Genomic DNA, 13,503 nt, shown 5'->3' on the forward strand with positions numbered 1-13,503 from the left:
GATAAGCTTCGAGAGTACTACGGATCCAAATGGAATCAAATCTTTAAGTCTATCACAACCGACAATGGATCTGAGTTCGCAGATCTATCCGATCTTGAGCAAGTTTCCAAGACTCTTGTGTAATACGCTCACCCTTATACATCCTGTGATAAAGGCAGCGTAGAACGGCACAACGGGCTTATCAGACGCTATATTCCCAAGGGAGACCATATGGATAAGTATAGTGTGGAAGATATTGCTAAGATCGAAGTATGGTGCAACTCTCTTCCTCGGAAGATCTTAAACTACAAGACTCCAGAAGAGTACTTTGACACCGAACTTGACCGCATTTACCGGCGTAGATAGTCAAAATCTGCCAGATGTTATGGTAAGTGTTCAATTTATTCTTGCAATTGGCGGTTTTTTTAATTCTTTAAAATTATAATAACTTTTCCCCTTTCCCTGGAAAAGGACTTATAATGTTCATATGTATTCTAGGAGGGAAAAGCAGACTTGTTCAAAAAAGGTAAGAAATTAATCGTTGCCCTGCTTGTCTTAGTGGCCGCTTTGGCGCTTTGGCCAGAAGAAACCGCCCCTGATCTGGTAACGGCGGCCGATATGCATGTTTTTGTCGAGAAGCTTTTTAAGAAGAAGCATGTGACCGGCAGCGTGGCTATAGTGCAAAACGGGCATGTCCAGGTCGTTAACTACGGCTTGGCTAATGCTAAGCAGAAGGTCAAGAACGGTGCCAGCCAGGTCGTCTACCCGGCCGCTTCCATGCAAAAGGAAGTAACCGGGGCCATGATCATGCAGCTGATGGAAGAAAAGAAGGGGAGTTCAAGTGCTTTTAGCCAAAACACGAAGATCTCTCGCTGGTACCCGGCCTTGCGGAATGCCAAGAAAATCAGCGTGGGCAACTTGCTTTCCCACACTTCAGGCTTGCAGATTCCGGAAGTCGAAGCCGACCGCCATATCAATTACAGTGAAGACCAGGCAGTAAACTGGATTGTGAACCGGGCCAACCAATTGCCGCAGGACAAGGTGGGGAGCTACCACTACAGCGACGTCAATTATGTTTTGCTGGCAGGCATCATCAAGAAGGTGAGCCATAAGTCATACGCCTGGAACTTTAAGAAGCGGGTGGTCCAGCGGCTGGGCCTCAAGTCAACTTATGTAAGCAGCCAGCTGCCTAAGAATAAGATGCTGGCTGTATCTTACGCCTATAAGCATGGCAAGAACTACCAGCAGGCGGCAACTTTGGAAAAGACACGGTTGTCTCAGCTGGTTGGGGCCGGGAACATGCTGACGACAGCCAGCGACTACTATCTTATCCAAGAAGCTTTGGGGACTGGGCAGTTCCTGTCGCCGAGCGCCTTTCACAAGCTGACCCACCTCAAGAGCAAGATCAACCAATATAGCGGCGGGGTTTACCTCAAGAAGGGGGAAAAGGTCAAGCTGGCCTACGGGGCAATTGGCAGCACCCACTATGCTGCTTACTTCCAGCTGACAGCTGACAACAAGAACGGGATTATCCTGCTTCTCAACCAGCGCAGCTTTGGTGAAGACAAGGTCAAGGATGTTGGCTACCAGATCTTGAAAGAGATCAGGTTTGCTACTTTCTCTAAGACTTAAGCAAAGTAACAAAGAAACAAAGTAAGAAATAGACAATAAATTGCAAGATAAAAAGGCAGATCTCCGGATCTGCCTTTTTTGTCGTTAATTGCTGGTTAATTCTGAAATGTTACAGAGCTTTTTAAAAGCTTAAAGGGAATAATCGTCCTGCAGGGTCTGGACCCGGACCAGGGCGTCTTTGATCCGCTCTTTTGGCAATTCACCGCTCTCTGCGGCTGCTTCCAAAATTGGCAAGTTTTCCAATTTGCCGCCTAAAAGGAGGTCGGCTCCGGCCTTTAGGGCCAAAAGTTCCGGGCAGCTGCTCTCTCGCGCCGCCGCCATAGCTAAGTCGTCGGTGATGGCCACGCCGAAATAATGAAGGTCCTCCTTGAGCAGGCGGTAGATTTCCGGGGAGAGGGAAGCAGGGCCAGGGCTATAGCAGGCAACTTCCAAGTGAGCTACCATGATAGTCGGCACGCCCGCCGCGATCGCAGCTTTAAAAGGTAAAAGATGCAGCTGGGCTTCCTTAAGGCTTCTAAGGTCTTTAGCCGGAGCCTGGTGGGTGTTGCCGGCATCCCCGTAGCCAGGAAAATGCTTGGCGCAGGAGGCGACTCCCAGCTGCCGGTAGAGCTTGATAAAGGCCGCGATTGCCGGCCCGGTTTCCTCAGCTCCTGCTTGCAGGGTCCGGCTGTAGATGAAGCTGGCCGGATCAAGCGAAAGATCAGCCACCGGAGCAAGGTTCAAGTTGATGCCTAAATCTTTTAATTCCAGGGCCGTCTTTTGGTTTTCTGCTAAGAAAAAGTCAGCCCCCTTTTTCAAAAGTTCAGCCTGGCTGGGGTAAGACCGGTTTGGGTAAAGGGTGGACAAGCGGCTGACTAAGCCGCCTTCCTGGTCAATGGCGAGCAGCAAACCTGGTCGGGCCTGCCGGTAAATTGCCAGCCGCTCTTTAACAGCCTTTTCGCTTAGGCCCGCCAGGTCTTTGGCAAAGAGGAGGAGGCCGGCTGGCTGGTACTGCTCCAAAAGGCGGAGGTTTTCAGTAAAATCGCCAGTGCTGTCGATTAGGAAAAGGCTGGCCAGTTTTTGACTAAGTGAAGACATGATGTACCTGCTTTCTAAAGTTAAAACAAAATGGATATTTTGTGGGTTTTACAATCTGTTGATAAATAATATTATTGGCCTTTTCCGGGCGGCAGGCAAGGAAAAGGAGGCAAGAAAGCATAGATTTGGCAGTTTTCTTGATATTTTATCGCTTTCTCGAAAAAGACTGAACAACTTAATTGAAAACGGTATAATAAACTAAGATAGAAATTTAATGGAAAAAATTGGGAAGGACCTCTATGAAAAAGAGACAGATCAAGCATTTTAAGAGCAAAAAAATCGTAGCGGCCAACTTGGCCCTGTTAGCCACGGCAACTGGCTTGGCCTATGCCAACCCAGCCAAGGCTGACGTAACCGACAGCCAGGCTAGTGACCAGCAGACTGCCAATACCCAAGCAGCACAAGCAGAGCAAACGCAAGCCGTTCAAAGCACTGATACCCAGGCAAAGCAAACCGCAGCGGATACAACTAAGACCGCGGATACGGCAACTGACAGCAAGACTAGCGCAGATACTGCAGCTACTGAAAATATCGCAAAGACTGCAACTGCCACGGCAGATACTGCTAAAACTACTGCGGCAACTACTACCACCACTAAGACTGTAGCTGCCAACACCGTGCAAACCAAGACCAGCGCGGTAACGGCGACTAAGGCGGCAACTACTACCACGACGACCACTACTGCCACTAAGAGCGCCTTTAAGACGACCAGCGGCAAGACTTACTACTATGATGCAAACGGCCAAGTAGTCAAGAACCAGGTCTTCACGGTCAAGGGCAAGCAGTACTACGCTGACGCCAATGGCCGGATTGCCAAGAGCACGACAAAGAAGGTCAACGGGATTACCGCTACTTTTGACAATACCGGTGCTATCAGCAACAACCTGGACTTCGGCCAATTGCTCCGCGACCAAATCGAATTCTCAGCCGCAAGCAAGCTGAAGAAGGCAGTCAAGTATGACTGGACTGAAACTAAGAACAAGTACCAAGAATCAGCTACCCACGAAATGGCCCAGCTCCTGGCCCAAGGTGACGTTAAGAACGACAATGACCTGATCGCGACCTTGATGGAAAACAACTCCTCCATGTCCGGCAAGGTTCTGGCCAGTCTGACCTTGAACGTCGGTCAAAGCGGGGCTAGCGCCAGCCAAGTAGCTGCCGCCCTGGTTTCCAAACTGGGCAATACTGATGCTACTGGCAGCGTGATCGGGGCCGGCTACTACAACGGTGTCGCATCTGCCTTGATCTACAAGGTTGAAGAAGTGAAAAAAGCAGCTCAAGCTGTCTCCAAGATCGACCCAAGCGTCAGCGCCGTTTACAGCGACGCCGGCAAGGTGACCAACCCGGTAACTAGCAAGATGAGCGATGAAGATGCCAAGACTTTGACTGACGGCGTTTCCTCAGCCCTGTTGACGGGCAAGGCCGGTACGGCCATCAGCCAAGAAGTCCTGCAAACTATCTTTGCCGGTCTGGCCGGGGATGCAACTGCCTTTGAAGGCAGCAGCCTTTACTATGACGCGAATGGCAAGGCCTACCACTACCAATACTGGCTCAGCGGCAAGGACAGCGCTGAGAAGCTGGCCAATTTCCTCAAGGCCAACACCGGCGTTAAGTACGGCGACGCCTTGAAGTCTGTCTACACGGCTACCTTGGTTGCCGGTACGGGTACTAATACCGACGCAGTTGACGAAACTCCAACCAGCAAGAAGACGGCTGATGAAATCACCGCTGCTTACCAGACCGGGTCTGAAACCGGCCTTAAGTATGAAAACGTCAAGGTGGAAAAGATCCCTGGCATGACTGATGACATGATCCGCGGGGTCGACATCTCAACTCACCAGGCTTTGGTTAACGCCGGCGTTAAGTTCTACGACTTTGACGGCAAAGAAGCCAGCTTGATTAAGGTTCTGGCTGACGCCGGGGTCAACTGGGTCCGCCTGCGGATCTGGAACGATCCATACAACGCTGACGGCATGGGCTACGGCGGTGGTAACACTGACGAAGCCAGTGTGATCAAGATCGCCAGCGAAGCCAAGAAGTACGGGATGAAGGTCCTTTTGGACTTCCACTACTCCGACTTCTGGGTTGACCCGGCAAAGCAGATCCTGCCAAAGGCCTGGAAGGACCTGTCAGTCACCGCCCTGGACGAATCAATTAAGCTCTACACGGAAAAGGTGCTCACCGACCTGCGCAATGCCGGTGCCAGCGCTGATATGGTGCAAGTCGGCAACGAAATCACCAACGGGGCCTTCGGCTTGTACACTGACCGTGACCATGGCGGCAACTGGGAAACTCTGTGGAAGAGCGCTGACGGCGACCAGGTAGCTGAATACCTGGCAACCGCGGCCAAGGCAGTCAGAAATGCTGCTCCGCAGGCTAAGATTGCCCTGCAGCTGGAAACGCCAAATATCTACAAGTACCGGACGATCATGACTGTCTTCAAGAAGCATGGGATCGACTACGACTATCTGGGGACTTCTTACTACCCATTCTGGTCAACCGGGAACGACAACGGGACTTACAATGGCCAAAGCCTGGGCAAGGGTGCCAACACGCCAAACAACCTGCTGGCTGTTGAAAAGATGGCTAAGGAAGAATTCGGCAAGACGACCGTCATTCTGGAAACTGGCTGGCTGAACAACCTGAACGACTCAGACGGTACTGGCAACTCCATCGGGCAAATGCCAACCATGCCAGACGGTGTTTTCTACACGGCTGACCCGCAAGGGCAAGTTGACGCGATGGCTGACATGTACAAGGCGATCATCGCTGGCGGCAGCGTTGGTGCCTTCTACTGGGAACCAGCCCAAATCGCTGTTAAGGCCGGCTGGAACAACTGGAACTACAACAAGGAAATGTCCAACGTCTACGGGACTGGCTGGGCTGCCAAGTACGCGATCGGCTATGCGCCAGAAAACGTAATGTACTACGAAGGCAAGGAAACTTGGGGCGGTTCCACTTGGGACAACGTAGCCCTCTTTGACGACCACGGCTACCCGCTGCAGTCCTTGATGATGTACAAGGGCTTCTTAACTGGCTATGAATCAGCTGAAAACACTGCTTCAACTGTCACGCCAAAATTAGCCGCTCTTTACGGGGCAGATCAATCAAGTCTTAAGGCTGAAAACCAGTTGCAGGTCGGCCAGGACTTGACTTTGACTAACTACCTGGACGGGGCTGTTTCCAAGTACTTGAACGGGGTCAAGGGGACCAAGATCAGCGAAGCTTCGCTGAAGGCCCTCTACGCCGGCTTGACTGACGGCTTGAAGAGCGACCAATTTAAGGACGAAGCTGGCAACAACTACCACTACGAATACTGGCTGGAAGGAAATACTTCTGCTGAAAAGCTGGCCAACTTCCTTAAGGCCAACGAAGGCGCTACTTATGGCAGCCCGATCACGGTCAACTACACGGCTACCTTGGTTAAGGACGAAAAGGTGATCGAAAAGGCAAGCTCAACTGTTGAAGCAACTGCTACGACTGTCTGGGGCCTGGACAATGTCACCATTGACAGCCCAATGACGGTTGGCCAAAAGCTGTCAGCTGAAGACACGGCCTTGATCGAAAAGGCTGCTGCTCAATACCTGACTGGTGAAAAGGGAGCGGAAATCTCTGCTGACAACTTTGCTAAGATCGCTGAAGCCGTAAATGCTGGCATTACTTCAAGCAAGGAATACCAAGTCAAGTTTACTGCTGCAACCAGTGTCTACCACTACGTCTACTACCTGGACGGGACTTAGCTGAAGCAATTAATGCTGGCATTGCTTCAAGCAAGGAATACCAAGTCAAGTTTACTGCTGCAACCAGTGTCTACCACTACGTCTACTACCTGGACGGGACCGACTTAGCAGCTTTGAACAAGGGGGCCAAGTACGGCGATCCAATCAAGATCAATGTTTCTGCTTCTTTGAAGTGGGTCAAGAACCTGTAAGAGCTGGTAAAAAAGTAAAGATAAGCGCAAGAAAGCCCTGGCGAATGCCAGGGCTTTTTGCCATCGAGATGGAGGTTTGTGTGTTGGTATGTATAAAAAATTTAATGTAATGCTGGCTAAAGCGGTAGACCAGCAATTAGATAGAATTCAAATTCAAGGGGAAAAGGGAAGTCACGAATCTTAATTGTGCCGCTGGTGGGCAGGAACTACTGCCAGTTGGCGGCGGGACCGTCTGTAGCGGGTAAAGGCAAACAGGGCCAATGAAATCGTGAGTAATTGGGTAAACAGTTTCAGCATAGTTTTTGCCTCCTTTGCTTAGTCGCAAGTTCTTCTGAACTTGTACTGTAAGGATAACCGGCAAGCGTGGCTATTTGATGAACTGCTTGCTAAAAAAGACTGTGGAAAAGCTAAAGAAAAATTAAAATGCAGGTCCGCAAAGGACCTGCATTTCTTACTGCGAGCAACTTGTTTGTCTTTTACTTGAAGTCAGACTTGGCCACGTATTTGCCAACACCGATAATGTAGTACTTCTTGCCCTTGATCGATACGGCGCTGCCGTAAGTCTGCTGCTGGCTGTTTTGCTTTAAGACGGAATTCTTGTAGCGGACTGCCTTGCCCTTGGATTTCTTGTAAACATAGGCATTCTTCTTCAAGGTCCGGGTCGTCCCGTCAACGTTGGAAGCAGAGATGAAGGAGTTGTAGCCAGTTTGGTAGTACTTCTTATTCTTTATCGTCGTCCGGCCAAAAGTCAGGATCTTCTTGCCTGCAGCCACAGAAGAAGTGGTCTTCTTCAAGTTCTTGCTGTAAACGGCTGAATTGTGCATGACCGTGATGTAGCGGCCGTCGACATCGGCAGACTGAACATACTTGTTAGTGGTCTTGGAAATCTTGTAGTACTTGACGCTGCCCCGGGTTAAGCTGCCGTATGTACTAATGGTCTTGCCCGCCTTGAGGGCCGTGTCCTTGGTCTTCTTGCCGTTTCTGTCGTAAACAGCCGCAGTCCGCTTGACGACTTTCTTTGCCGTTTCTGAAGTTTCAGTAACCGTCTCATAGGCTGAACTTGGCAGGTCGCCGAAAGTAATATTGCAGTATGACGGATCACCGCTGATATTAATGCTTGCGTTTTGCAGGCCGTTCTTGTAGACAGAGCCGTCGAAGGTTAAGGTCTTCTGGTAACCGATCGCTACTTGATCATTAACTTGGACGTAGTATAAGCCCGCGTCATCAATGTCATCTACACTGATCGCGACGGATGAAATCTTATGATTCTTGATCGTTACCGTGGCTGCTGGGAAAAAGTTATTAGGAACATCAATGTTATTGCCCAGATTCTTTACAGTGACCATGACCGTGTAGCTGCCGTCCTTGTATTCCGTGCCGGTTTTGCTTTTGGCCTTAGTAGCTGCCTCGGCTGGGGCGGCGGCCTGCGGAATTACGGATAAGGTTGCGGTTGCCAGTGACAGGGCGGTCACGAGGGATTTGGTTAACTTCTTCATTCTGGATTTTTGCCTTCCGGGATTAGTCAAATTTACTGATTAAGATATTAATTTATTATCGCCCTTATAAAATCAAAAAAAAGCAAAAAAGATCCTGCCGAAGCAGAATCTTTTCAAGCTTATCTTCAGTTTTAGCGGAAGTTGGACTTAACCACGTATTGGCCAACTGAGATGATGTAGTACTTCTTGCCCTTGATTGATACAGCGCTGCCGTAAGTCTTGCGCTTGCTGTTCTTCTTCAAGACGTACTTCTTGTAGCGGACTGCTTTGCCCTTGGACTTCTTGTAGATGTAGGCGTTCTTCTTCAAAGTCCGGGTGGTGCCGTCAACGTTGGAAGCAACGATGAACTTGTTTTGGCCAACTTGGTAGTACTTCTTCTTGTTGCTCAAAGTGGTCCGGCCGAAGGTCAAGACCTTCTTGCCTTCGCTGTATGATGAGCCGGTCTTCTTCAAGTCCTTGCTGTAAACAGCCGCGCCGTGCTTAACAGTGATGTAGCGGCCGTCAGCGTTCAAGGCCTTGATGTACTTGTTAGTGCCGAGCTTGTAGTACTTTTCCCCGCCCAAGATAGCGTAGGCGTAAGCGTAAACCTTCTTGCCCTTCTTGTAGCTGGTCTTGGTCTTCTTCAAGTCCTGGGCGTAAACGGCAGCCGCGTTCTTCAAGGTGATGTAGCGGCCGTCAACGTTAGAAGCCTTGATGTACTTGCTTGCGGTCTTGGAAACCTTGTAGTACTTAGTAGTGCCCCGGGTCAAAGTGCCGTAAGTAGTAACGGTCTTGCCGGCCTTGATTGACTTGTACTTGGTCTTAGCCCCGTCACGGTTGTAAACAGCTGAGTTCTTTTGCACCTTCTTCTTGACTACTGCTGAAGTTTCAGTGACAGTCACAAAGGCTGAGCTTGGCAAAGCACTGAAGACAACGTCAGCGCTGAACTTTGAGCCGTTGACCGTGAAGGTAGCAGCCTTTGAGCTGGTTTGGTAAGCGCCGGCAGCAAAGGTATAGGTTACGCTGCCGTCCTTGCCAGTGCTGGTCTTGGCCTTGGATCCGTTGATGGTCAAGTCGCTGTAGGCCGGGCTGTCCTTGGCCAGGGTGAAGGACACTGAAGAAATTTTCTTGCTCTTGATCGTGACCTTGGCTGCGGCTGCCGTCAAAAAGCTGGCTTCAGTTGAATAAACCTTGCTGCCGCTGTCATAGAAGCTGGCGGCTACAGTATAGCTGCCATTTACGTATTCTTTGCTGGTCTTGGTCTGAATAGCTGCCTCTGCCGGAGCGGCTGCTTGCGGAATTACTGACAGGGTTGCGGTTGCCAGTGACAAAGCAGTCACGACAGACTTAGTTAATTTTCTCATTTTGCCTCCTAAGAATTCATGAAATGTTCTTTGCACACTAGTTTATTATCGTCCTTATTTAATTAAAAAACAATAGAGCGCTTACTGAAATCTTGGTAAAAAGTGGCTATTAATTGAGCAGGCAGGCGAATGGTGATAAAATCAAGCTAGAAAGTGAATATTGACATAAGGAATCAGTGATCTGCTGTTTTACTTCTGAAGAAAGTAAGGGGGCATGGCAATGACGAAGAGCAAAGCCAGTAAGGCTTACCGGCGCGCCCGCCGCAGCCGTCTGCTTGCTTGTCCCAGCGGCAAGCGGGCCTTTAAGACGAAGTTTGATGCCGACTTGTTTCTTTACCAGGAAGAGGTGACCGTTCACCTGCGTGAAATCAACCATGAGCACTGGCGGCAGATGCCGATTCGGGCTTACCGGTGTCCTTATTGCAAGAATTATCATGTAACCTCAATGTCGCTGGAGCGCTATGAGCAGCTGCACGGCAGGACAAGGGAGCGGACCTGATGGCCCGCTTTTTTCTTGCTTTTTGCTAAAATGTAAGTAAACGACTGGAGGAAAAAATGAGCCGACTCAATTCTTATTTCTACGATATCGAATCTTTGACCAACGCCTTTACCTTGTCCTGCTACCGGCCAGACGACCAGCGGGTTGACATCTATTACCTAGTTGATGATCCGGCCTTAAATGACAAAGACAGCCTGGACTTTAAGAAGGCTGCTGCCCGGCGGATCCGGGAGAAGAACCAGAACTTTAAAGGGGAGATCTACTACTACAATCTCTGCTCAAGTGCAGCTTCCGCCCGTCTGGCCCAGACCTTTGGGGTTTCAGATGCCCAATACGTCAATGATCCCCAAGCCCCGTCCTCTTTCCCTGGCCAGTTCCGCCCGGTCTGCGACACTGACGCCGGCTACCAGGAAGAAGAAGCGCCCTACCTGATGGGCTACAATTCCAGCAACTACGACTTGACCATGCTGGCCTACTACTTTACTAGAGCCTGGCAGCCTGGCGAAAGCGGCAAGCGGGACCGCTTTTCAGCCGTGACGGCCAGGGAGATGCGGGACTTTAACGATGAGCTCTTCAGCCGCTATATGGGCAACATGCGCCTGCGCCTTTGGCAGGACAAGACTATGGGTTTAGTTGCCAAAAACTTCCAGATGTCCGGCCGCCATATCGACGTGGCCCAGCTCAATGAGCGGCAAAGACGGGTTGGCCTCAAGCGCCTTTTGGGGATGCTGGGCTGGCAGATTCTGGAAAGTGACAAATTAAAGCCTGGCCAGGACTATTTGACCAGTCCTGAAGAACTGGCAGATCTCATTGCCTACAACGTTTCTGACGTGGTCAATTTAAAGGAGCTTTTCTGCCATCCTTACTACCAGGGCCAGTTTATTTTGAAAAAGGGCCTCTTGGGCCAGTACCCGGACTTGATCTACCAAGAAGACGGGGACAGCTACCAGGCGAAAATCGGCCCGGCCTTTGTCAGAAAAGACCGCTTGACCATCGATTCTTCTTCTGCTAATTTTGCCCGCCGGACCATCTGCCCATACGGCCGCTTAAAAGACGACCGGGCTGTTTCCTTCTTGTACCCGGCGGCCAGCGTGGCGGAAAAAACGGGCGAAAAGCAGAGAGACATCTTGGAAGAAAGTCGGGACTTTTTCTACAAGCTCTTTGAGGACAAAAACTTACGCAAGAAGTTCGACCGGGTTTATGACTACTACAAGCAGTTTGCCGGCAAGAACTTCAATCCTTCAAAAGAATACCGGGAAGATTACGGCGACCAGGCCCTGCCGGTCAGCGACTTAAGTGATGTCGAAAACGAAGATACCAACCTTTTCTACTACCAAAAGGACGGCCAGCCATCGACTTGCTACATTACTTTTTCCGTCGGCGGCCTGCATGGGTCAGAATATAACCGTGACCTTTATTTAAAAGACCATGCCCTTTGGGAGAAAAAGCAGGCTGACCTGGCTTATGTGCAAAAGCTTTACCCAGACCCTTTGGACTTGCGTAAGGCCAGAGAAGTTACCCTGCCAGACGGCCGGGTGGAAAAGTACCAGACTTTTCTGACTGCCAAAGCAACGATCAAGCTGATGGAGAAGACGGATCCGGCCGACCGGGGGCAGTTTTGGCGGGACTTCAGTCAAGATGAACCAACCGTTTTCAAAAAGCAGGGGAGCCGGGTTCGACTGGATGACCGCTATGCCTTTACTTCAAGCGACCTGACCAACCACGAGGACTTTACTTCCTACTATCCAAACATGCTCCGGCGCTTGAATGCTTTTTACAATGACCGCTTAGGTGAAGACCGGTATACGGCGATCTTTGAAAGAAAGCAGGAATTGGACAAAAAGCGGACTGATCCCCAATACAGCGACGAAGAGCGGCGGATGTTTAATATTGAAAGAGAAGGGACCAAGCTGATCTTAAACTCAGCTACCGGGGCCGCTGACCCAAGAGAGGGGCAAGTGCCGTCCTCTATTAGAATGAACAACCGGATCCGGTCCATGCGGATCATCGGACAGCTCTTCACTTATATGATCGGCCAGGCCCAGACCTATGCCGGAGCCCGGATCGTGTCAACCAACACTGATGGCCTTTACTCAGTTTTGGACGCGGACTTAAACCGGAAGATCTTGGCTAAAGAAGCTGCTGAAATCGGTGTGGAAATCGTCCCGGAAGAACTCTACCTGGTTTCTAAAGACTCCAACAACCGCCTGGAAGCCAGCCCGGACTTGACCAAGATCCTGTCTGCCTCAGGCAGCCTGGCCTGCCGGAAGGACACCAGCCCAACCAAGTCCCTGGCCCACCCGGCCATCATCGACTGGGCCCTAAGCCGCTACCTGCTGGAAAAAAGAACAGACCTGGCAGCGCCTTTTGACCGGGACCTGGGCCGGCAGATTCTGGCGGAAGCTGAGGAAGCCTTCCCAGACCCGGCCCACCGGCTCAGAATGTTCCAAAACGTCCTCTCAGCCAACCACAGCAAGGAGCGGGCTAACTGCATTTTCGGCCGGGGGGATGCCGGCCAGCTCTTAATCTTGCAGCGCTACAACCGGGTCTTTATCTATCAAGACGGCCTGCCGAAGACGGTTCACCTTTATTCCGCCGCGGCTAAAAAGCTGACCCCGGCCATGCTGAACAAGCGCAAGAAAAGCGGGGAGGCCGTGATCCAGCATGACCAAGAAGCCCTGTCCGTCCTTAAGGCTAACGGCCTGGGCAACTTGGCAAAAGGCCGGGAGGCTACGGTCCAGAAAATTCCTAATCTGTCACCTGACTGGTTCATGCACGTGGAAAACCGGGCCGTCAACTTACTTCAAGCTGAAGAGCAGGAAGCAATTTTGCATTCGCTTGACTATGACAAGTACCTGGACCTGGTGGCCAGCGCTTATGAAAAGAACTGGCGGAATTTGACTAAATCCGGGCCAGTCTTATAAAATGGTTAGCGATGCTTTTTTACCAGAATAAAAAATAGAAACAGAAAAGAACAATAGAATAGAAAAAGACTACCATACGGAGAGAAGAAAAATGAGCAAACAAATCATGGATGAAGCGGGGATCCGCCGGGCTCTGACCAGAATGAGCTACGAAATCGTGGAAAGAAACCAGGGGACGGAAAACCTGGTCTTAATCGGGATCAAGACCCGGGGCTGGTACCTGGCCCAGAGAATCGGTGATCGCCTGGCCAAGATTGAAGACAGCCAGCTGCCAGTCTTGTCTTTAGACATCTCCGCCTACCGGGACGACCTCAGCCAGGAGGAAAAGGCCAAGGCCATTGCCAGCTTTGACACTTCCTTTGACTTGACTGGCAAGACGGTCATCCTGGTTGACGACGTCCTTTACACTGGCCGGACCATCCGGGCAGCTCTTGACGCCATCATGGACCAGGGCCGGCCAGACAAGATCGCTCTGGCGGTCTTGATCGACCGGGGCCACCGGGAACTGCCGATCCGGCCGGACTTTATCGGTAAGAACATCCCAACCGCGGCCAGCGAGGACGTCCAGGTCCAGGTCAGCGAAATCGACGGTACTGACGCCGTAAAGATCAGCGAGGCATAA

8 protein-coding genes and 1 pseudogene are annotated in these 13,503 nt (G+C 50.8%); 6 read left to right on the forward strand and 3 right to left on the reverse strand.

The window, feature by feature from the left end; translation table 11 throughout:
- Together DS743_RS02185 and DS743_RS02190 are read left to right on the forward strand one after the other, a co-directional pair.
- Positions 1-345 (forward strand): annotated as a pseudogene (locus tag DS743_RS02185) (IS30 family transposase); the annotation flags it as partial.
- A 147-nt stretch (positions 346-492) separates the two neighbouring features.
- Complete coding sequence (locus DS743_RS02190; protein WP_035185305.1) at positions 493-1,611, forward strand: serine hydrolase domain-containing protein; 1,119 nt, start codon at positions 493-495, stop codon at positions 1,609-1,611.
- Between the two features lie 129 nt (positions 1,612-1,740).
- Here DS743_RS02190 and DS743_RS02195 read toward each other — a convergent pair whose 3' ends face one another.
- Complete coding sequence (locus DS743_RS02195) at positions 1,741-2,688, reverse strand: glycoside hydrolase family 3 N-terminal domain-containing protein (protein WP_035185307.1); 948 nt, start codon at positions 2,686-2,688, stop codon at positions 1,741-1,743.
- Between the two features lie 239 nt (positions 2,689-2,927).
- On the opposite strand from DS743_RS02195, the gene DS743_RS02200 reads away from it, so the two are divergent.
- Positions 2,928-6,428, forward strand: coding sequence for a glycosyl hydrolase 53 family protein (locus tag DS743_RS02200; RefSeq protein ID WP_258945802.1), 3,501 nt, complete (start codon positions 2,928-2,930; stop codon positions 6,426-6,428).
- Positions 6,429-7,095: 667 nt separating this feature from the next.
- Here DS743_RS02200 and DS743_RS02205 read toward each other — a convergent pair.
- Together DS743_RS02205 and DS743_RS02210 are read right to left on the reverse strand one after the other, a co-directional pair.
- Positions 7,096-8,115 (reverse strand): SLAP domain-containing protein, encoded by a 1,020-nt coding sequence (locus DS743_RS02205; protein ID WP_035185312.1) that lies wholly within the window; start codon positions 8,113-8,115, stop codon positions 7,096-7,098.
- A gap of 131 nt (positions 8,116-8,246) precedes the next feature.
- Positions 8,247-9,458 (reverse strand): SLAP domain-containing protein, encoded by a 1,212-nt coding sequence (locus tag DS743_RS02210; protein ID WP_035185315.1) that lies wholly within the window; start codon positions 9,456-9,458, stop codon positions 8,247-8,249.
- 220 nt (positions 9,459-9,678) lie between these two features.
- Here DS743_RS02210 and DS743_RS02215 point away from each other — a divergent pair, with 220 nt between their 5' ends.
- The 3 genes from DS743_RS02215 to pyrR all read left to right on the forward strand — a co-directional run bounded on the left by DS743_RS02215 (position 9,679) and on the right by pyrR (position 13,503).
- A complete protein-coding gene (locus tag DS743_RS02215) occupies positions 9,679-9,957 on the forward strand; it encodes a hypothetical protein (RefSeq protein ID WP_003611058.1) in 279 nt (92 codons plus the stop codon).
- A gap of 56 nt (positions 9,958-10,013) precedes the next feature.
- A complete protein-coding gene (locus DS743_RS02220) occupies positions 10,014-12,881 on the forward strand; it encodes a hypothetical protein (RefSeq protein ID WP_035185318.1) in 2,868 nt (955 codons plus the stop codon).
- 91 nt (positions 12,882-12,972) lie between these two features.
- Positions 12,973-13,503 (forward strand): bifunctional pyr operon transcriptional regulator/uracil phosphoribosyltransferase PyrR, encoded by a 531-nt coding sequence (gene pyrR / locus DS743_RS02225; RefSeq protein WP_002876533.1) that lies wholly within the window; start codon positions 12,973-12,975, stop codon positions 13,501-13,503.

It is taken from the genome of Lactobacillus leichmannii (assembly GCF_024701915.1).
Lineage (GTDB): Bacteria > Bacillota > Bacilli > Lactobacillales > Lactobacillaceae > Lactobacillus > Lactobacillus delbrueckii.

Coding starts and splice junctions, on each gene's coding strand:
- DS743_RS02205 (WP_035185312.1), bottom strand. CDS start 8,115: ATGAAGAAGTTAACCAAATCCCTCGTGACCGCCCTGTCACTGGCAACC.
- DS743_RS02195 (WP_035185307.1), bottom strand. CDS start 2,688: ATGTCTTCACTTAGTCAAAAACTGGCCAGCCTTTTCCTAATCGACAGC.
- DS743_RS02215 (WP_003611058.1), top strand. CDS start 9,679: ATGACGAAGAGCAAAGCCAGTAAGGCTTACCGGCGCGCCCGCCGCAGC.
- DS743_RS02220 (WP_035185318.1), top strand. CDS start 10,014: ATGAGCCGACTCAATTCTTATTTCTACGATATCGAATCTTTGACCAAC.
- DS743_RS02200 (WP_258945802.1), top strand. CDS start 2,928: ATGAAAAAGAGACAGATCAAGCATTTTAAGAGCAAAAAAATCGTAGCG.
- pyrR (WP_002876533.1), top strand. CDS start 12,973: ATGAGCAAACAAATCATGGATGAAGCGGGGATCCGCCGGGCTCTGACC.
- DS743_RS02210 (WP_035185315.1), bottom strand. CDS start 9,458: ATGAGAAAATTAACTAAGTCTGTCGTGACTGCTTTGTCACTGGCAACC.